Source organism: Actinosynnema sp. NPDC049800, from assembly GCF_040656635.1.
Classification (GTDB): Bacteria; Actinomycetota; Actinomycetes; order Mycobacteriales; family Pseudonocardiaceae; genus Actinosynnema.
Genome location: NZ_JBFAMT010000004.1, coordinates 176,610 through 196,303, shown reverse-complemented (window position 1 = coordinate 196,303; position 19,694 = coordinate 176,610). Strand labels below are relative to the sequence as shown.

The 19,694-nt window shown below is 69.3% G+C and carries 16 protein-coding genes and 1 tRNA gene; 10 read left to right on the top strand and 7 right to left on the bottom strand.

Annotated elements, in window-relative coordinates; all coding sequences use genetic code 11:
- Window position 1: 1 nt before the first annotated feature.
- From AB0I91_RS07900 to AB0I91_RS07890, 3 genes are all read right to left on the bottom strand, one after another.
- On the bottom strand, window positions 2-1,192 hold the full coding sequence (locus AB0I91_RS07900; RefSeq protein WP_499635965.1) for a S8 family serine peptidase: 1,191 nt from the start codon (window positions 1,190-1,192) through the stop codon (window positions 2-4).
- A gap of 140 nt (window positions 1,193-1,332) precedes the next feature.
- Entirely contained in the window at window positions 1,333-2,517 is a 1,185-nt protein-coding gene (locus tag AB0I91_RS07895; protein ID WP_498782202.1) for a cation:proton antiporter, read from the bottom strand.
- A 5-nt stretch (window positions 2,518-2,522) separates the two neighbouring features.
- Window positions 2,523-3,005, bottom strand: a complete 483-nt coding sequence (locus tag AB0I91_RS07890) for a cation:proton antiporter regulatory subunit (RefSeq protein WP_498782204.1) — start codon at window positions 3,003-3,005, stop codon at window positions 2,523-2,525.
- A 19-nt stretch (window positions 3,006-3,024) separates the two neighbouring features.
- On the opposite strand from AB0I91_RS07890, the gene AB0I91_RS07885 reads away from it, so the two are divergent.
- From AB0I91_RS07885 to AB0I91_RS07845, 9 genes are all read left to right on the top strand, one after another.
- A complete protein-coding gene (locus AB0I91_RS07885; protein WP_499635963.1) occupies window positions 3,025-4,158 on the top strand; it encodes a DUF1015 family protein in 1,134 nt (377 codons plus the stop codon).
- Window positions 4,159-4,206: 48 nt separating this feature from the next.
- Entirely contained in the window at window positions 4,207-4,836 is a 630-nt protein-coding gene (locus AB0I91_RS07880; protein ID WP_498782208.1) for an FMN-binding negative transcriptional regulator, read from the top strand.
- Window positions 4,837-5,410: 574 nt separating this feature from the next.
- A complete protein-coding gene (gene cmk / locus AB0I91_RS07875) occupies window positions 5,411-6,139 on the top strand; it encodes a (d)CMP kinase (RefSeq protein WP_498782210.1) in 729 nt (242 codons plus the stop codon).
- Window positions 6,136-6,780 carry a lysophospholipid acyltransferase family protein gene (locus AB0I91_RS07870; RefSeq protein ID WP_499608478.1) on the top strand — a complete coding sequence of 215 codons (645 nt, stop codon included), beginning with the start codon at window positions 6,136-6,138 and terminating at the stop codon, window positions 6,778-6,780. Before cmk ends, AB0I91_RS07870 begins: the two co-directional genes overlap by 4 nt.
- Window positions 6,777-8,183, top strand: a complete 1,407-nt coding sequence (gene der / locus AB0I91_RS07865) for a ribosome biogenesis GTPase Der (RefSeq protein WP_498782214.1) — start codon at window positions 6,777-6,779, stop codon at window positions 8,181-8,183. The genes AB0I91_RS07870 and der overlap by 4 nt, the downstream gene beginning before the upstream one ends.
- A 49-nt stretch (window positions 8,184-8,232) precedes the next feature.
- Window positions 8,233-8,889, top strand: coding sequence for a response regulator (locus AB0I91_RS07860; protein WP_499635961.1), 657 nt, complete (start codon window positions 8,233-8,235; stop codon window positions 8,887-8,889).
- Window positions 8,883-10,001, top strand: coding sequence for a sensor histidine kinase (locus AB0I91_RS07855; protein ID WP_499635958.1), 1,119 nt, complete (start codon window positions 8,883-8,885; stop codon window positions 9,999-10,001). Before AB0I91_RS07860 ends, AB0I91_RS07855 begins: the two co-directional genes overlap by 7 nt.
- Window positions 10,002-10,177: 176 nt before the next feature.
- Window positions 10,178-10,251, top strand: a tRNA-Pro gene (locus AB0I91_RS07850).
- Window positions 10,252-10,369: 118 nt separating this feature from the next.
- Window positions 10,370-11,329 (top strand): tyrosine-type recombinase/integrase, encoded by a 960-nt coding sequence (locus tag AB0I91_RS07845; RefSeq protein ID WP_499635955.1) that lies wholly within the window; start codon window positions 10,370-10,372, stop codon window positions 11,327-11,329.
- A 315-nt stretch (window positions 11,330-11,644) separates the two neighbouring features.
- Here the strand turns inward: AB0I91_RS07845 and AB0I91_RS07840 are convergent, their stop codons facing one another.
- On the bottom strand, window positions 11,645-12,562 hold the full coding sequence (locus tag AB0I91_RS07840; RefSeq protein ID WP_499635952.1) for a DUF4365 domain-containing protein: 918 nt from the start codon (window positions 12,560-12,562) through the stop codon (window positions 11,645-11,647).
- A 720-nt stretch (window positions 12,563-13,282) separates the two neighbouring features.
- Here AB0I91_RS07840 and AB0I91_RS07835 point away from each other — a divergent pair.
- A complete protein-coding gene (locus AB0I91_RS07835) occupies window positions 13,283-15,868 on the top strand; it encodes a tetratricopeptide repeat protein (protein ID WP_499635949.1) in 2,586 nt (861 codons plus the stop codon).
- Between the two features lie 286 nt (window positions 15,869-16,154).
- Here the strand turns inward: AB0I91_RS07835 and AB0I91_RS07830 are convergent, their stop codons facing one another.
- From AB0I91_RS07830 to AB0I91_RS07820, 3 genes are all read right to left on the bottom strand, one after another.
- Window positions 16,155-17,159 (bottom strand): IS481 family transposase, encoded by a 1,005-nt coding sequence (locus AB0I91_RS07830; protein ID WP_499635946.1) that lies wholly within the window; start codon window positions 17,157-17,159, stop codon window positions 16,155-16,157.
- 249 nt (window positions 17,160-17,408) lie between these two features.
- Window positions 17,409-17,543 carry a hypothetical protein gene (locus tag AB0I91_RS07825; protein WP_499635943.1) on the bottom strand — a complete coding sequence of 45 codons (135 nt, stop codon included), beginning with the start codon at window positions 17,541-17,543 and terminating at the stop codon, window positions 17,409-17,411.
- Window positions 17,544-18,861: 1,318 nt separating this feature from the next.
- On the bottom strand, window positions 18,862-19,026 hold the full coding sequence (locus tag AB0I91_RS07820) for a hypothetical protein (RefSeq protein ID WP_499635940.1): 165 nt from the start codon (window positions 19,024-19,026) through the stop codon (window positions 18,862-18,864).
- Window positions 19,027-19,694 lie beyond the last annotated feature (668 nt).

Below are 19,694 nucleotides of genomic sequence, written 5' to 3'. Positions count from 1 at the left end.
CTCAGGGAGCTTGCACCAATCCTGCACCCACATCCGTGGAAGGCAAGCCCAGGCGACGACCGGTTTGCGCCAGCCTCGCCCACAGCTCCCACCCGCGCGCGTCGTGCTTCTCCGCGATGAGCGCCGCGACGCCCGCGACGTGCGGCGTGGCCATGCTCGTGCCCTGGATGCGCTTGTGCATGCCCAGGCCGCCGTCCTCCTTGTTCCAGCTGGAGTAGACGTCCACGCCGGGGCCGACGATGTCGACCTGGCCGACGGTGTCGACCGTGCCGCAGGAGAAGAACGCGATCGCCCGCTGCACGTCCACCGCGCCGACGGAGAGGATCGACGGGCAGTTGGCCGGGTGGCCGACCGGCGCGACCTTGCCCGGCCGGTTGCTCTCGTTGCCGGCCGCCGCGATGATCAACGTGCCCTTCGCCAGCGCGCGCATGGCGGCCTGCTCGAAGATCTGCGAGTGCGGCGTGCCCGGTCGCACGCTCGCGCCCAACGACATCGAGACGACCGCGCAGCCGTTGGCGATGGCCCACTCGATGCCCGCCAGGATGCCGCTGTCGGTGCCGCTGCCCTGGTTGGACAGCACCTTGCCCGCGTAGATCTCCGCCTCGTACGCGACGCCGTAGCCGGGACCGCCGCTGGCGGCCTTGCGCGGGCCCGCAGCCGAACCGATGCAGTGCGTGCCGTGGCCGTGCGCGTCGTCCACCGTCTCACCGGGGACGAACGACTGCGTCATCACGGTGCGGCCCGCGAAGTCGGGGTGCGCGACGGTGAAACCGGTGTCGAGCACGGCGACGCGCACGCCCTTGCCGGTGGCCGAGCTGATGTTCGCGCCGACGGCCTGCAAGCCCCACGTGAACACCGACTCGTCCACGGTGGGCGCCGCGGTCGTGTCGGGCGGTGCGGTGTAGGCGTGCACGACCCGTTCGGCCTCGACCACGGAGATCGGGCCCGGCGCCTCGGCGGCCCGGGTCAGCTGCTGGACCTGGTCCGGTGTCGCGTTGACCACCGCGATGCCGAGGTCCTGGAAGATGACGCCATCGGCCGCGGCGACCTCGGCCCTGGTGGCCGAGTCCGCGGTGCTCGCGGCGCTGATCCCGGCGACCCGGTTCATCTCCCTCGCGCCGGCCGTGACCGACTTGTCGTCGAGGAGCACGAGGAAGCGGCCGGTCGTCTCGGCTTCCGTTGGTTGTGACATGACGACCCCCTTCGGGGTTGGACGGCAGTCAGGTGTAGCGCCGGATCACGCTCGGGCTCAATCGGCCGGAAGAGTTGGCCGCGAGCGCCGAGCGTGTTCGTATGCCGTAGTGGAGCCGTCAGGGCCCGAAGAGATACAGGTCAGGCCGTCGCCGGTGCGGGACCACGCTTTCGGGTGAACTTCCTGGCCAACGGCTCCACCACGCGTGCCGCGACCGGCCCCAGCACCGCCATCAGCAGCACGTAGGCCGTCGCCAACGCCGCCAGCTGCTGGTCCACCGCGCCGGACGCGACCGTCAGCGACGCGATCACGATCGAGAACTCGCCGCGCGCCACCAGCGCCGCGCCCGCCCGCGCCCGGCCCATCCGACCGATGCCCTGCCGCCGCGCGGCCCACCACCCGGTGGCCACCTTCGTCAGCGTCGTCACCACGGCCAGCGCCACCGCGAGCGCCAGCACCGGCGGTATCGACGCCGGATCGGTGTTCAGGCCGAAGACCACGAAGAACATCGCCGCGAACAGGTCGCGCAACGGCTCCAGCATCCGGGTGGCGTTCTCCGCCGTCGACCCCGAGATCGCGATGCCGAGCAGGAACGCGCCCACCGCCGCGGACACCTGGAGCTCGGACGCCACACCGGCGACCAGCAGCGCCGCGCCGAGCACCTTGAGCAGGAACACCTCCGGGTCGGGGCTGTCCACCAGCGCCGACACGTACCGGCCGAACTTCAGCGCGATCACCAGCACGACCGTGATGGCCGCCAGGGAGATGCCCACCGCGGTCAGCCCGCCGACGAAGCTCACGCCCGCCAGCACGGCGGTCAGGATCGGCAGGTACACCGCCATCGCCAGGTCCTCGAACACCAGCACCGACAGCACCACCGGGGTCTCCCGGTTGCCCAGCCGGCCCAGGTCGCCGAGGACCTTGGCGATGATCCCGGACGACGAGATGTAGGTGACGCCGCCCATCGCCAGCGCGCCCAGCGGCCCCCAGCCCAGGATCAGCGCCGCGATCACGCCCGGCGTCGCGTTCAGCACGATGTCCATGAGCCCGGCCGTCCACGACCGCTTGAGCCCCGTCACGAGCTCGGCGGCCGAGTACTCCAGGCCGAGCAGGAGCAGCAGGAGGATGACGCCGATCTCACTGGAGAGGTGCGTGAAGTCCTCGATGCCGTGCAACGGCACCAGGCCGCCCTGCCCGAAGGCCAGGCCGCCGATCAGGTAGAGCGGGATCGGGGAGATGCCGATCCGCCACGCCATCTTGCCGAGCAGGCCCAGGCCGAAGAAGACCGCGCCGAGTTGGATCAGCGCGAGTGCGGTGCTGTGCAAGGTGTTCAGCCACCGCCCAGCAGTTCGGCCGCGGCGCCGAGGCCGTCCGCCGTGCCGACCACGACCACGAGGTCGCCGCCCTGGAAGACGAAGTCGGGGCGCGGCGACGGGTGCACCGACCCCGCGCGCACGACGGCCACGATGGACGCGCCGGTGCGGGTGCGCAGCTCGGTCTCGGCCAGCGGGCTGCCGTCGAACCGGGAGCCGGGCACGATCGGGAACTGCTTGGTGGAGATCCCCGCGACCTCGCGCTGCTGCTCCTGCAGGTGCGCGACGAGCTGCGGCGAGCCGAGCAGCCCGGCCAGGGTGCTCGCCTCGGCGGGCGTCAGCGCTATGGACGCCGTGCAGTCGTCGGGGTCGTCGAGAGACGAGACGATCAGCTCGAACTTGCCGTCACGGTGCGTGATCACCCCGATCCGTCGGCCCGCGCGGATCATGAAGTCCTGACGGGTGCCGATCCCCGGAAGCGGCGTCACCTCGACGTTCACACCATGTGATCCTAGTCGAGTGACAGGACTGGTTCGCCCGATCGATCGAGGCTGGGTCGTGCGCGACCGCGTGCCCGGGCCGGACGTCGACGAGTTCGCCGAGCCGGAGCGGATCGTCGCCGCGCTGGCCCGCGCCCGTCCCGGCACGCTGCTCGCGGTCCAGCACCCGCACCGCACGCCCGCCGCGCTGGCCGCCGGGTCGAGCCTGCTCGACGCCCTGCCGCACGCCGTCGCGGAACTCGCCCACCTGCGGCGCAACGCCTACCGCGAGGTGCGGGACGTGGTCGCGCCGTACCGGGTGGACGGGCCGGACGGCACCGCCCACGGACTGCTGTGCATGGTCGACCCGGCCGCGGTCGGGCACACCGAGGAGGTGTACCCGGACGTCGTCGCCGAACGCGCCCGCGTGCTGGCCGGCCTCGGCTGCGTGACGAGCGCGGCGATGCTGGTGCCCGTGGCCCGCGAGGTCCGGCTGACCCGGCTGGTGGCGGAGGTCGACGACGAGCCCGCCGTGTCCGTGGTCGATCCCGGCGGGCGGCGGCACTGGCTGTGGCTCGTCGGTCCGGGAGAACGGCAGGACGCCCTGCTGGACGCCGCGGGCGAGCACCCGCTGATGGTGGCCGACGGCAACCACCGGGTGGCGGCGTCGGCCGGGCTGTCGGGGCTGTTGGCGCTGGTCACGGCCGGTCCGGACCTACGGATCGGGCCGATCCACCGGGCCGTGGCGGGCAGCGGGCTGTCGCTGGCGGACATGGTGGTCGCGTGGCGGGGGCTCGGGCTGGTGGTGACGCCGGTCGACGCGGCGACCCGCCCGTCACCGGGTGTGGTGGTCGTGGTGGCCGGGTCGTCCGCCGTGCGGGTCGAGCTGCCGTCGGCCGGCGTGGACCACGCGTTCGTCGAGGCGGTGCTGCTGGACAAGGCGCTCGGGCTGGATCCGGAGAGCCCGCACGTGCGCCCGGTGACGGGTGACGTGCCCGCCGAGGGGGTCGACGCCGTGCTGCTGATCGCGCCCGTGCCGCTGGCGGACGTGCTGGCCGTGCACGAGGCGGGCGGTCGGATGCCGCGCAAGAGCACCTACTTCACGCCGAAGCCGCGCAGCGGGCTGTTGCTCGCCGACTTGGACCGAGGCTGTCGACTGGCACTCTCGGTTTGATGGTGAGTGGCTATTTCCTGATACCACTTCGGCGACCACGCTGGTGACGTGTACGTGCCCGCTCACTTCGCGCCCGACGACGAGTCCGTCCGTGACCTGCTCCGGCGGCACGGCGCGGCCGACCTGGTCACCGCCACGGAGCGGGGGTTGGTCGCCACGTTCCTGCCGTTCGTCTACGACGAAGAGGCCGGGGTGCTGCGAGGGCACCTGGCCCGCAACAACGAGCACTGGCGGCTCCCGGTGGTGGGGGAGGGGATGGTCATCGTGCGCGGGCCGGACGCCTACGTCTCGCCGTCCTGGTACCCGGGCAAGGCCGAGCACGGGCGGGTCGTGCCGACGTGGAACTACATCACCGCGCACGTCCACGGGCAGGTCACGTTCCACGACGATCCGGAGTGGGTCGGGCGGGCGGTGCGGGAGTTGACCGGGAAGCACGAAGCCGGTCGGGAGCGGCCCTGGGCGGTGGACGACGCGCCGGGGAAGTTCATCGCCGGCCAGCTGCGCGCCGTGGTGGGGGTCGAGGTGGCCATCACCAGGGTCGAGGCCAAGTGGAAGCTCAGCCAGAACCGGCCCTCGGCCGACGTCGACGGCGTGGTCGCCGGGTTGCGGGCCGAGGGCGACGACGCCTCCGCCGCCGCTGTCGACCGGGCCCGGCGTCAACCGGCCGCCGCCGAGTAGTCCACAGCTTCCCGGCCCTTTGACGAGTAGTCCACAGCCTGGCTCGCGAGCGCCCACACCGTCAGACCTTGCCGGCAGGATAAAAGCAGGGGTCCCCTTGGCGAGGACCCCTGCGCAGCGTGGGTGCAGCGAGAACCCCTGCCCAGCGTGGTGCATCGAGGGCCCCTGCGCAGCGTCGTGCATCGAGGGCCCTTTGCGCAGCGTCGTGCATCGTAGAACGGGCCGACGTCCCAGGCGAGGCTGCGCGCCCCCGGTGCCTCTGAGACCGCGTGCCCTCGATGCACCCACTCTGGGCAAGGGGGTCTGCGGTCAAGGTCGACGTGGTGCTGCTGGCCTGACCGCCATACCGAGCAGCCCCACACGAAACCGGAGCCGACGTCGTGGCCCACGCGCCACCCTCGTCACGCCGGAAGGCGCGCCCGTGATCTTCCTCGCCCCACCGGCGGCGTCCGGCGTGACCGGGCGGGAGTTGCCCGGTCGACGAGGGCGAGGACTGGCCCTGATGCGGGTGTGACGGGCCACACCAGGCACAATCAGAGGTTGACGACCGTCGTCGCGTTGAGGAGGAAATCCCGTGGAACACGGTGAGCTGCGTGGCGTGGTGGCCCTCGACGGGCCCTCCGGCACCGGCAAGTCCTCCGCGGCGCGCCGGCTCGCGGCCACTCTGGGCGCGCGTTACCTCGACACCGGCGCGATGTACCGCGCGGTCACGTTGGCCGTGCTCCGCGCCGGCGTCGACCTCGCCGACGCGGCCGAGGTCGCCGAGGTCGCGAGCGCCGCGCTGGTCGTGCAGGGCACCGACCCGGACCGCTCGACCACGGTCCTCGACGGCGCGGACGTCGGCGCCGAGATCCGCGGCCCCGAGGTCACGCTGGCCGTGTCGCCGGTCTCGGCCGTGCCCGCGGTGCGCGAGCTGCTCGTCGCCGAGCAGCGCCGGATCATCGCGGAGGCGTTGGAGCAGGCGGGCGGCATCGTGGTGGAAGGCCGGGACATCGGCACCGCCGTCGTGCCCGACGCGCCGCTCAAGGTCTACCTGACGGCCGACGCCGAGGCCCGCGCCCAACGCCGCGCCAAGCAGGACAGCGCGTCCGGCCGCGAGTCCACGCTGGACGCCACGCTCGCCGACGTGCAGCGGCGTGACGCCTACGACTCGTCACGCGCGGTGTCGCCCTTGCGCGCCGCCGACGACGCGGTCGTGCTCGACACGACGTCGCTCGACCTCCCGGGCACGCTGGCCGCGTTGCTCGACCTGGTGGACGCCCACGGGCTGCTGGCCCAGCCGAGCGGACGGGTGCGCGGGTGACCGGACAGCTCCCCGGGGGGTCGGCGCCCTGGCTGCACGACGTCGGCCGGTGGATCGGGCGCACACCGCTGCGGGCACTGTTCCGCGTGCGGGCGCGCGGCGTCTCGCGGATACCGCTCGAAGGCCCCGTGGTCGTCGTGGCCAACCACAGCTCGATGGCGGACGGGCCGATCCTGTTCGGCCTCCTGCCCCGGCGCGTGGTGTTCCTGATCAAGCAGGAGATGTTCAAGGGCGTGGCGGGCACGCTGCTGCGCAAGATCGGCCAGCTGGCCGTGCGGCGCGGCGAGCCCGACCGGGCGCCGCTGCTCGCCGCGCAGAAGGTGCTGCGGGCCGGTGGCGTGGTGGGCGTGTTCCCCGAGGGCACCCGCGGCACGGGCGACGTGGCCGAGGCGCAGGCCGGCGCGGCGTGGCTCGCCCGCTCGACCGGCGCGGTCGTCGTGCCCGTCGCGTGCCGGGGCACCCTGCGCCCGCCCGGAACCCGACGGCGGTTCCGGCCCGTGGTGGACGTGCTCGTGGGTGAGCCGTTCGAGCTGCCGAGTGACAAGGGTCGCCAGGCGCTCGTGAAGGCCACCGAGCAGGTCCGCGATCGCTTGGCCACGCTGGTGGCCGAGCTCGACAGTCAGCGAGGAGAAGTCAGATGACGGACTTGGACGGCACCTGGGCGGACGAGTCCGACTGGACCGCGTTCGACGAGACGGTGGAGGGCGAGGAGGGCGGCACGCCGCCGATGCCCGTGCTGGCCGTGGTCGGCCGCCCGAACGTGGGCAAGTCGACGCTGGTCAACCGCATCATCGGCCGACGTGAGGCGGTCGTGCAGGACGTGCCCGGCGTGACCCGCGACCGGGTCGCCTACGACGCGCTGTGGAACGGCCGCAAGTTCACCGTGGTCGACACCGGCGGCTGGGAGCCCGACGCGGTCGGCATGATGGCCTCCGTCGCCGCGCAGGCGGAACTGGCGATGGCCACGGCCGACGCGATCCTGTTCGTGGTCGACGCCTCCGTCGGCGCGACCACCAACGACGAGGCCGCCGTCAAGCTGCTGCGCCGGTCGAAGCGGCCCGTGCTGCTGGTCGCGAACAAGGTCGACGACGAGCGGCTGATGTCCGAGGTCGCGTCGCTGTGGTCGCTCGGCCTCGGCGAGCCGATCCCGGTGTCCGGCCTGCACGGACGCGGGTCCGGCGACATGCTCGACGCGATCCTCAAGGCCCTGCCCGAGACGCCGCGCGAGACCTACGAGGCCGTCCGCGGCGGCCCGCGCCGGGTCGCGCTGGTCGGCCGGCCGAACGTCGGCAAGTCGTCCCTGCTCAACCGGCTCAGCGGGGAGGACCGCTCGGTCGTGCACGACGTCGCGGGCACCACCGTCGACCCCGTCGACTCGCTGGTGGAGTTGGACGACGAGGTGTGGCGGTTCGTCGACACCGCCGGGCTGCGCAAGCGGGTCAACTTCGCGTCCGGCGCGGAGTACTACGCGTCGCTGCGCACGAAGGCCGCGATCGAGTCCGCCGAGGTGGCGATCGTGCTGCTGGACGCGTCCGAGCCGATCAGCGAGCAGGACCTGCGGGTGCTGACGATGGTCGTGGAGTCGGGGCGGGCGTGCGTGCTGGCGTTCAACAAGTGGGACCTCGTGGACGAGGACCGGCGCCACGCGATGGTGCGTGAGCTGGAACGCGGGCTCGTCCGGGTGCCGTGGGCCGAGAAGGTGAACATCTCGGCGTTGACGGGACGCGCGGTGCGCAAGCTCGCGCCGGCGCTGCGGACCGCGTTGAACTCCTGGGACACCCGCGTGCCGACCGGCCGGCTGAACTCGTGGCTGAGCGACCTGATCGCCGCCACCCCGCCGCCGGTGCGCAGCGGCAAGCAGCCGAAGGTGCTGTTCGCCACCCAGGCGAGCACGCGTCCGCCGACGTTCGTGCTGTTCACCACCGGTTTCCTGGAGGCCGGGTACCGGCGGTTCATCGAGCGCAAGCTGCGCGAGGAGTTCGACTTCCAGGGCAGCCCGGTGCGCATCTCGGTGCGGGTGCGGGAGAAGCGCACGAAGAAGTGATCGGCCGGACGGGGGCCGTTCGTCGCGGCGGGTTGCTCCGGCAGGCGGAATGCTGTTGCCTGTCGTCGTGCCGGTGCGATTGGTCCTCGCCGATGACGAGGCGCTGCTCCGTCGGGGGCTGAAGGTCCTGCTCGAAGCGGACGGCCGGGTCGAGGTCGTGGCGGAAGCCGCGGACGGCGCCGGCCTGCTGGAGGCCGTCCGCCGGTGCCGGCCGGACGTGGCGCTGGTCGACGTGCAGATGCCGGGCATGGACGGGCTGGCCGCGTTGAGGGCGCTGTTGAGTTGGCCCGACCCGCCGGCGCTGGCCGTGCTGACGACGTTCGACCTGGACGACTACGTGACCGCGGCGCTGGAGCTCGGCGCACAGGGCTTCCTGCTCAAGGACGCCGAGCCGGACGCCTTGGTGCGCGCCGTGCTCGACCTGGCCGCCGGGGGAGCCGTGCTCGACCCCCGGATCACCGCCCGGCTGCTGCCCAGGATGCGTGCCGCCAGGCTGCGGCGGAGCCCGCAGCTCGACGGCCTGAGCGCGCGTGAGCGGCAGGTGCTCGAACTGCTGGCGAGCGGGCAGCCGAACAGCGCCATCGCCGGGGCGCTCGGCCTCAGCGAGGCGACGGTGAAGAGCTACGTGTCCACCGTGCTCACGAAGCTCGGCGTCGAGAACCGCGTCCAGGCCGCCCTCGTCGCGCACCAGGTGGGCACGTGGTGATCGTCCTGGAGGTCCTGGCCGTCGTGGTGCCCGCCGCGATGGTGCTGCTGGCCGACCACGTCCCGTACACGTGGTCGATCCCGACGGCGCTGGCGGCGTGCGCGCTGCTGCCGGTGCGCCGGTGGCGGCCCTGGGTCGCGGCGCTCGCGTGCCTGCCCGGCCTGGTCGGCGGCCTGGGGCTGCCGCCCACCGTCGTCGCCCTGTACCGCATCGGCCGCAAGTCCACCGTGCCGGTGATGATCACGTGGGTGGCCCTGGCGACCGTGCTGCCGTCCACGGTGGTGGTCGTCAGCCAGGGCCTGGCTCCCGGCGCCGCGCTCCTGACGTTCGCGTTCAGCCTGTTCGTGGCCGGCGCGCCCACCGCGCTCGGGGCCCTGATCACGACGAGACGCGAGCTGACCGCGAGCCTCGCCGAGGCGTCCCGGGCCCGGATCGCCGAGGTGGAGGCGCGCGAGGACGGCGCCCGTGCGGCGGAACGTGCCCGGATCGCCCGTGAGATCCACGACGCCGTAGGTCATCACGCCACCCTCATCGCGGTCGAGTCGGCCGCCCTGGCAGCCACCACGGAGGACGTCAAGACCCGCGACACCGCGCTGCGCCTGCGTGCGTTGGCGAAGGAGGCCCTGGCCGAGATGCGTGCGGCGCTCGGACTCCTCAACACCGAGCCGAGCCCGGGCTTCGACGGCCTCTCGTCCCTCATCGACCGGGCGCGTGCAGCCGGCCTGACGGTCGACTACGAAGACCGAAGCGAACATCCCCCACCACCAGCCACGGGCCGCGCGGCCTACCGCGTGGTGCAAGAAGCGCTGACCAACGTGACCAAACACGCCCCCGACGCCTCCGTCCACGTGCGACTGTCGCAACAGGACGATCGCCTACGCGTGACCGTGACCAACGACCGCCCCTCGACCCCGCCGGCACCGTCCGACCAGGGCGGCCACGGCCTGCACGGCCTGAAGGAGCGGGTGACCCAGGCGGGCGGCACCTTGACCACCACGGCCCGCGCCGACGGCGGCTTCGTGATCGACGCGACCCTACCGACGGGTGCGTCGAAAGTTGACGCAGATGACTCGACTTTCGGCGGTAGTGCACGAAACCCGGCGAACGCATAGTAGTTCGAGAGGCGTCGCCCGGGGGAACGGCGAGACCGAGGGGACCAGGGGCCCGCCAAGCGCGGGCCCCTGCCATTTCCGCAGGTAGGCCGCCTGATCGACCAACCCGGGGGGTCGTGTCGGAGGCCCGTTGGGAGTGCGCTAAGCTATGCGCGCACCCCACAACGGGATGCGGCCGGGACGTGGCGCAGTTTGGTAGCGCACTTGACTGGGGGTCAAGGGGTCGCAGGTTCAAATCCTGTCGTCCCGACGGCCAAGAGGGTCTTCGCAGGTCAGACACTGCGAGGGCCCTCTTTTTGTGATCTTGGTTCGTTCTTCGAGGTCGAGCACGTCGCTCAGCGACACCTTGACTCGGAGGGACCACCGCGATGCCCCTGCTGGACCTGGACAAGATCACCACCGGCCTGTCGAAAACCTGGGCCGGCTACCTGCGGGACTGGGACCGGACCTTGCGTTCGGCCAACCACCCGGAGACGACCCGCTACAACTATCTTCTCGCCGCCGCCCAACTGGCCCGGTACCTAGCCGAGCACTCGCCCGACCCGGACGCCGACGACGCGGCCGACGACCCGTGCGGGGTGACCAAGGGCCACGTCGAGGCGTTCCAGGCGTGGATGATCGACACCCGCTCGGCGGCCACCGCGCTGAACAAGCACAAGGGCCTGCAGCAGTTCTTCAAGTGGCTCGTGGTCGACGAGGAGGATATCGACCGCTCGCCGATGGAACGGGTCAAGCAGCCCAAGCCGACCAAGAAGCTCATCCCCGTCATCCGTGACGACGATACCAAGAGGGTCCTGGGCACCTGCAAGGGCAAGGACTTCGTCCAACTGCGCGACGAAGCGATCATCCGCCTCTACTACAACACCGGCGCCCGCCTGTCCGAGGTCGGCAACCTGACCCTGGCCGACCTGGACATGAACACCGACTCGGCGCACTACCACGGCAAGGGCAACAAGGACCGACGCGTCCGCTTCGGCCCCAAGACAGCCCGCGCCCTGAGCCGCTATCTGCGGGCCCGCGCCAAGCACAAGGGAGCCGACCTGCCCGACCTGTGGCTGGCCGACCGCGGCGTCCGCCGCCTGGCCCCCAACGGCATCAAGATCATGCTCAAGCGGCGCGGCCTGGCCGCCGGTCTGACCGGCGTCCACGCCCACCGCTGGCGCCACAACTTCGCCCATGAGTGGAAGAAGGCCGGCGGAGATACCGGCGACCTCATGCTCCTGCTCGGCTGGACCTCCGAGGACATGCCTCGCCACTACGGAGCCAGCGCGGCAGCCGAGCGGGCGCAGGAGACTCAACTCCGCATGGGGATCGGCGAACATGTCTGATAACCCGAGGTCGCCTCGCATGGGTGCGCAGGTTCGAATCCCCGGCGGGAGTACCAAAGGATGGGAACAGTGCTGACCAGCGGGTTCGCGTCGGCAGTCTGGTTGTGGAGTCGAGTTTCAGATTGTCCACACCCGAGTAGCACCCGATGGGACGGGCTCCGGCCCGTCCCGCGTGTGTGCATTGAACGTGAGTCCAGCGCTGCCCTGTAGACGTCGGGGGAAGCGACGTTGCCGGACCGGAAGTCGAGGTGTGTGCGACGACCATGGCGATGGTCAACGCGATGGCGCGAACGACTCGGTCGTTGGCAACCAGCCCTACGTCAATAATCTCCCGCCCTCCATCCCAAACCTGTCCACCACTAGGAACGCCTTGCCCAACTCGTTGAGCGTCAGCTCCAGTCGCCAGAAGTCCACCTCGTCGGCGCCGTTGGCGTAGGGCCTTAGTCCCTGCGCCAACCTGCCGCTGCGCCACTCGGCGAAGTCCTCGGTGACGAAGCTGTCACCCTCGTTGTCGTAGATAACGCACTCAGCCTTGTACTGGTCGTACTCCGCGTCCTCGTAGGTTTCTTCGTGCACCTGCACGTCCGCCCATGCGAACAGCCGCGGCACCACCTCGGCGTAGCTCGCCATGCCGAGAAACACGCCCCAACTGGCCAGCTCCTCAGGTTTCTCGCCGTCCTCGTGGTCCACGCCCAGCGAGATGGAGCCGCGTCCTGACGTCTTGTTGATCCACTCCTCGATATCCACCACCAGTCGCTTGCCACTGGCCAGCAGCTCCATCCACGTCTTCGCGAGCTGTAGCTGGCGGATACGCAGGACGTACGGGTCGCCCTCGGCGGCCTTGCGTAGCCTGTCCGCCGCGCTTGCGTCCAGTACTTGGGCTTCCGGCACCAGCAGCTTCCAGCCGCCTGCGGATGTTTCTTGGAGCGTCTGGCGGTTCACCAGCTGCCAGTAGCAGCGCTTGGTCTCCGGGTGGTACAGCACCACAGCCACCGGCAGGGAGTGGTTGAGCCAGTAGGCCACATGCTCGGCATCTGGCCGGAACCACCAGCCTTTAGGCGCAGTCTCCCGGAACCAGCTCATTCCACTCTTGATCTGCAGGGCCAGCAGCCGCCCGCGCACGTCCTCGCCGTCGACAACCTCGACATGCGCGTCAATGCCGTAGTCCTCAGTGGGCTGCTCGCGGAACAGCCAACCCAGCTCGTCCTGGATGGCCGACTGGGTGTGGGTCACTCCCTCGCTGGCGACTCTCGCAGAAGGCTTGCGTCGCATTACGACATCTTCCCACTGACGGATCCTCAACCGGCCGACGGCCAGCCGGAGTGCCCCTGCCATCCGTCCGTATTCGATAGCGTCCGAGTGCAGGGCGCTGATCTGAAGAAGAACCGGTTTGCACATTAAGCGGCCGTCTTCGAACTGCGCGCAGCCAAGATCGTGGACGGCCGCAGACCGCCGTGCTGACCACCAGCCGGTGGCACCCGTCGCTGTTGAGTCACCCGCGACGTAGGGGAGTGTCGGGTGCACTCCTTGCTCTACCGCTGCCGCGAACTCGGCCTACTCTCAGACTCCTCCGCCAGCCGCGCCTACCAGCGGCTACACGACCTCAACGGCCAACCAGGGTTCACCCCTGAGCCGCTAGTCGGCTACCCCGGCGAACAGCCCGCACTCCTGACCGAGGCATTCAACCTCGCCTGCGAGCACGGCCTGACCATCGCAGACCTCGCCCACGAACTGGCCTGGACCGTTCCCCGTGTTCGGTAGATGCTCAGTGTGGAAGAGCACCGACCAGTCCTCCGACTGGTCGACAGCAAGCTCAGTGACCATCGGCCACAGAGAGTCACATCTAAGGACTGTTCGTAACCCAGTGGGGTGCGCTCGGCTGCTTGGTCGGTCGAGGTCGTACGGGGATACGGTATCCGTGGTCCAGCGCTGAACCACCGCGCCGGAAGGGGGATGATGCTCGCCGTGAAGGGTGATCCGGGACATGTCCTTGAGCCGGCGAGGATCGAGACGTTGGCCGAGTTGGCCAACGCCTTCACACAATTACTCGGAACACGCACGCAGGCTTCGCTGACCAAGGCCGCCGAGGCGCTGCCGGTACGCGACGGCCGCAAGCCGGCGCTGCCGAAAAGCACCCTGAGCGACCTGCTCGGCGGTAAGTCCATGCCATCGCGGGATACCGTAGTCACGTTCCTGACCGTATGCGGACTTCCGAGTCCGCAGGACCAGCAACCATGGCTCGTGGCGTGGGAGCGAATCAGCACCGCCCACCTTCGTCGCCCACCCGGTGCCGTGCGAGTACGGGACGCTCGTGCTCAGTGGATGGGTGTGCATACGGCCATCCGGCTTCCTGACGACCCGACCAGCAGTGCGCAGCCGGACAGGGTAGGGCTACAGGGGGCCGAGAGCCGAACCCAGGACGAGTTACCGGCGTACGTGTCGCGGGATCTTGACGACGACCTACGCGCCAAGCTAACGGGAGCTCGTGAACGCGGTGGGTTTGTCCTGCTGATAGGTGACTCGTCAGTAGGTAAGACCCGAGCACTGTTCGAGGCCCTGCGCGACGTTGTGCCGGAGTGGTGGCTACTACACCCCGCTGACGCCGTCGCTGTTAGCGAGTTCGCTGCCGCACCGACGGACCGGACGGTGGTGTGGCTGGACGAACTGCAGGACTACCTCAACCACCCCCACGGCCTGCCAGCAGCGACCATCCGGAGTTTGGTATCGGCAGGGACGGTAGTCGCGGCAACGCTATGGCCTGACGAGTACGAATCTCGCACTGAACCGCGCATTCCGGGACAGTCGGACCGGTACGCGAACGACCGGCAACTACTCAAGCTGGCCGAAATCATCGCGGTGCCCGACGAGTTCAGCCCCAATGAACGGCAACGGGCAGAGGATCTGGCCGACACCGATCTGCGCATCCGCATCGCTTTGAACACCCCTGACGCCGGGTTTACGCAGGTTATGGCGGCCGGACCGCAACTGATTCACCACTGGGAACACGCACCGGCCAAGCAGTGCTACGGCAAGGCCGTTATCACCGCAGCACTAGACGCCAGACGTGTCGGTGCCCAAGCGCCTCTCACCTGGCACTACCTCGCCGCAGCAGTGCCGGGCTATCTCACGCCTGCCCAACAAGCCAAAGCGCCTGCGGATTGGGAAGACAAGGCGTTGTCGTACGCCACCATGGAACTGCACGGCGCTGCCTCCGCGCTCGCCCCCGTATCGTCGGGCATGGGACAGGTCTCCGGATATGATGTCGCCGACTACCTGTACCAACACAGTCATCGCATCCGTCGAACAGTCCACCTGCCCGACGTCGCTTGGGAAGCCCTCGTCAACCACCATCATGCCAACGACACCCTTCGTCTAGCAGGCAGCGCTGAACGTCGCGGCTACTACATGCACGCCGAGACCCTCTACTGGCGCGCAATCAACACGGCCGCAGGCAGCGGTGCGTCCGCCGTCATACGGTTGGCCGACTTGCTGACCAAACTCGACCGCGTTGGCGAGGCTATCGGTGTGTTGCAGCTCTACGCCGGCGCCGAGCCCTCGGTTGCGAATCACCTGGCGCGTCTGATGGCTGAGTTAGACCGCGTCGATGACGCCACTATTGCTGTGCTACGCGACCATGCTGACGCGGATCATTCCCAGGCTGGTACCAACGAACACGTGGGCAGGCAACTCGTCGACCTACTCTTGATGGGGGGTCGGGGCAACGAGGCGTTCGACTGGCTTCATGATCGTGCCGACACGGAATCCTGGGCCGCCGACCGACTGGCAGAGCTATATCTGGAGCTCGGCTGCGTAGATGAGGCCATCGCCGTGCTTCGCCCCCATGCCAGCACAGACCCATGGGTTGCGTTCGCACTGGCTCCCCTCCTGTCCGAGTCCGGCAGCGTCGACGAAGCCATCGCGCTGCTGCGTCCCCACGCCGACACCGATCCACCGGCCGCCAGTGCACTGGCGGACCTGCTGGCCAAGCACGACCGTATCGACGAACTAACCCAGCTTGCCACCACAAAGTCATGGGCGGCCTTCGCACTGGCACCTCTGTTGGCGGAGCAAGATCTCGTTGACGAGGCGCTCGCCGTGGTGCGCCCCTATCCGGATGCGACCAATGCTTTGGCTGAAATACTCGCTAAACGAGGCCGCATCGACAAACTGGCCGAACTCGCCACGATCAGCCCGCACGCCGTTACGAAATTGGCGAAGCTATTGGTCGAGCGAGGTCGCGTCGATGACGCGATCACCGCACTACGTCCCCACGCCGACACTCATCCGTGGGCCGCCGGACAGATGGCCGAGCTACTCACCGAGCAGGGCCGCGTTGATGAGGCCATCATCGTGCTACGCCCCCACACAGACGCCAGCCCCATGCCCGGCCTCATGGCTGCTTCACAGTTGGTAGCCCTGCTCGCCAAGCACGACCGTATCGACGAACTTGCCGCCGAAGCCGCAGCGGGGACCTATGGGGCAGCAGAAGCACTGCGAGCCCTACGTCCACATAAAGCCCATCCCGACAAGGCGCGATAGTCCTCCGCGGCCAAGGGGGAAGGTGTCAGATTCGCCATCGCCAGTGGCTGGCGATGCGTCGTGCTCGTCGCCCAGATCGGCCGTTGCCGACGGTGGAGTACGGCCAGTTCCAGTGCGGCGGCGGCGAACGTGACCGTAACGCCTGATGGCAGTGAAGGTGCTGGGGTAAAGCTTCCTTCTGTACGTCCCCGTCTCTGGACGGCCCTAAAGACTGCAGAGGGCTTCCTCAACGCGGTGGCGGCCGTGCGGAACATGCCGACGACAGCATCCGGGGCAGACCGGCGCGTCATCTGGTGTATAAGGCCATGACGTTGGTGACGCCGTCATGGAGCCGAGTGGCCGGCGGTTGGTTTCCGGCGGCAGTGTGGGGTCGATGGTAGTTGTAGTGCACGTTCCAGACGGCCAGGGCGTCGGTGCGTTGCTGTTCGCTGGTCCAGATCCGGGTGTGGAGGAATTCCTCGGTGAGGATGCGGTTGTAGCGTTCGACCTTGCCGTTGTGGCGCGGGGTGTAGGGCTTGATGCGCTGGTGGCGGGCTCCGAGCAGGGCCTTGGCGAAGTCGTGGGCGCGGTAGCAGGAGCCGTTGTCGGTGACGACGCGGTGGATGTGGCCGATGCCGTGGGCGGCGAGGAACGCCCTGGCGCGGTGCAGGAATGCGATCGCGGTGACCGCTTTCTCGTCGGGCAGGGCCTCGGTGTAGGCCAGGCGGGAGAACCCGTCGACCGCGGAGTGCAGGTAGGTGTAGCCGGTGCGGGCGCCCTTGTTCTTGGCGCGTTCGGCCTGTCGGGCCTGCTCGCTGCCGCGGCCGTGGGCCCGCCAGCCGCCCCCGTCTGGGATCACGCCGACCTTCTTGACGTCCAGGTGCACCATGTGGCCCGGCCACCGGGCGGTGATCCGGCGGGGACGCCGGTTGTTCGCGCCGGTCGGATCAAGGAATCGGCGACGGTTCAGGCCGAGGTGGGCCAGGTGCCGCCCGACGGTGCGCACCGAGATGCGGACGCCGTCGGCTTCCAGTTCCAGGGCGATGCGGCGGGCCGAGTACTTGTGGTTCCGGCGCAGCCGCTCGATGCTGGCCACGACCTCGGCGGAGGTGGCCGTGGGTTGGTGGTGCGGGACGCTCGGGCGGTCCAGCAGCCCGGCCTCGCCATAGCGCAGGTGGCGGTTGACCCAGCGCGACGCGCACTGCCGCGAGATGCCCATCTCGGCCGCGACATGGGCGATCGGGCGGGTCTTGCAGCGTTGCACCAGGCGGTGGCGGCCTTCGACGGACAACGGGGCGTTACGGTGGAGCACGGACGGGTCTTTCTGCTCGGCGGACGAGTTGGTCGCACTTCTCATCCTGCCGTCGGAAGACCCGTCCGCCCGTTCAGCCCCGCCCCGCCGTCATCAACGTCATGACCCGCAACATCTAGGAAGGCGATACACGGTTAACGTAAGTCAGCGCAGGTGGTGCCCGGCGAGTTGGCTATGAGCGGGTCCTCCAACTCGAGGGCGGGCCCGCACGGCATTGAGTGCGCGGGCCCACCGCCCGGGTTGGTGTGGCTAGGGCAGCAGGTGTTCGAGGATCCAAGCCGCGATCGCTCGGACGGCGCCGGACACGGCGCCGGCGAGTGCGGCGAGCCCGATCTTGCGTTGTCTCGTCAGGCTTGCGGTTTCAGTGCTCTTCTCGCAGGTCATTGCTCCTCCTGAGGTCGCGGTGTACGGCAGGGGAGCCGGCCGGTCTCCCTGGGCACTGGTAGTGGAGCAAGCGCGAGGGGTGTCCGGTCAGAGGTTCGGAGCGACCCGGCCACGCTGAGTCGGCGAGCCTGGCCGTGACCAGGGGAGGAACGGCGAGATGATGTCCTGGTTACGGTGTCCGGTGCGGTCCGGTGTCGAACGGCCGGACGGACAGAAGGGGGCATGCGGTGGACGGCGATCCGCAACAGGTCCTCGGCCCAGCGGACATCCAGACACTGGAAGAGCTGGCCCGCGGGTTCACCGCGTTGGCTGGCACGCGTACGCGGGCCTTGCTGACCGAGACCGCCGCAGCGCTGCCGGCACGCGACGGTCGCCAGCCGGCGCTACCGAAGAGCACGCTGAGTGACCTGTTCGGCGGCAGTCGATGCCGTCGCGGGATACGGTGGTCACGTTCCTGACCGTGTGTGGGCTGAGCGCGGACCAGGACCAACAGCCGTGGCTCGCGGCCTGGGAGCGGGCCAAGACTGCCCACCTGCGTCGGCCGGCTGGCGCGGTGCGGGGCCGGGAGGCTCGAGCCCGGTTGTTGGGCGTGCACGCCGCCATCCGCGCTGGCCTCGGCCAGCCCAGCCGCAGCACCCCGAACGAGACGGGTCCGGACACGGCGAACGGGGTCGAGGACGAGTTGCCGTTGTACGTGCCGCGCGATCTCGACGTTGACCTGCGTACCAAGCTGACAGTGGCGCGTGAACGCGGCGGGTTCGTGCTCCTGACCGGCGACTCGTCAGTGGGCAAGACCCGGAACCTGTTCCAAGCGCTCCGGGTTGTGGTGTCGGAGTGGTGGTTGCTACACCCCGCCGACGCCACTGCGGTCGGTGAATTCGCGGCACGCCGCAGTCGATGCCCGTCGCGTCGGCTCCAGAGCTCCGTTGAGTCGCAAGTACCTCGGCGAAGCTGCACCCGGTTACCTCACTCCCGCACAGCAAGCCTCTGCCCCAGCCAACTGGCTCGACCACGCCCTGGCCTACGCGACCACACCCCTTCACGGTGCCGCTGCAACCCTCACCCCTGTCGCCGCAGAGATGGGACAGACCGCCAGCTACGAAGTAGCCGACTACTTCCACCAACACGCCCTACGCGTCCGCCACGCCACCTACCTCCCCGATGATGCCTGAAGCGCTCTCGTCCACCATCACCACATCGATGACAAACCACTGTTAGTCCACAACGCCGAAAGACGCGGCAAAAGCGACGCAGCAATATCCTTTCTACGTGCCGAAGCTGAGACCTGGACGATCTAGCCGTCGTAGAATTGGCAGATTTATTGCAGCGACACGGCCGGGTTGACGAAGCAATCCTGCTGTTGCGCAACCACGTCGGCGTCGGCCGGGAATACACCACCACTCGGTTGGTCAACTTGCTCAGCAATCAAGGCCAAGCGGACGCGGCAATCGCATTGTTGCAAACCCATGTCGATGCTGGCCACGACTACGCCCGTTCCCCGTTGGCCGACCTACTCGCAGAACACGGTCACATCGGCGAGCTCACCAACCGCGCAAAAAGCTGGCGACACGCACGCTGCCTACCGGTTGGCCGACCTGCTCATCGGCCGAGGCAAGGTCGACGAGGCGATTACCTTGTTCCGTCCGCATGCTGATACCAAGGACCGTACCTATGATTTGACCAGGCTGTTGGTGAAACACGGACGGGTCGACGAGCCAATCGTGCTACTTCGTCCTCATGCCGCCTCTGGCGACGGGTACGCTATCTCATGGTTAGCGGCTCTACTATGCAGACGCGGTCAGGTCGACGAAGCGATCACCCTTCTGCGCACTCGCATCCTGCTTATGACGGTGCGCTGCTTGCCGACGTCGGGTGCTGGCCACGCCTCGCCAGCGACGGCGGCCCCAAGTCGTTGAGTTACGGGAGCGGATTGGTGGTGCGTTCGGAGGCCAGTGGCGGCGGCCTTCCTGCTATGGGTTGGTGATCTCGGTACGTGCCGCCGCCCTGGCCGGACCTCGGGGAGGGCACCAACCTGCGCGAGACCCGTTCTGCGGAGGGCCGGACCTCGGGGAGGGCACCAACCTGCGCGAGACCCGTTCTGCGGAGGGCCGGACCTCGGGGAGGGCACCAACCTGCGCGAGACCCGTTCTG

Bases quoted from the DNA above. Each gene is read 5' to 3' on its own strand.
- AB0I91_RS07845 (WP_499635955.1), top strand. From the start codon at position 10,370: ATGCCCCTGCTGGACCTGGACAAGATCACCACCGGCCTGTCGAAAACC.
- AB0I91_RS07835 (WP_499635949.1), top strand. From the start codon at position 13,283: ATGATGCTCGCCGTGAAGGGTGATCCGGGACATGTCCTTGAGCCGGCG.
- der (WP_498782214.1), top strand. From the start codon at position 6,777: ATGACGGACTTGGACGGCACCTGGGCGGACGAGTCCGACTGGACCGCG.
- AB0I91_RS07825 (WP_499635943.1), bottom strand. From the start codon at position 17,543: ATGACCTGCGAGAAGAGCACTGAAACCGCAAGCCTGACGAGACAACGC.
- AB0I91_RS07860 (WP_499635961.1), top strand. From the start codon at position 8,233: ATGCTGTTGCCTGTCGTCGTGCCGGTGCGATTGGTCCTCGCCGATGAC.
- AB0I91_RS07900 (WP_499635965.1), bottom strand. From the start codon at position 1,192: ATGTCACAACCAACGGAAGCCGAGACGACCGGCCGCTTCCTCGTGCTC.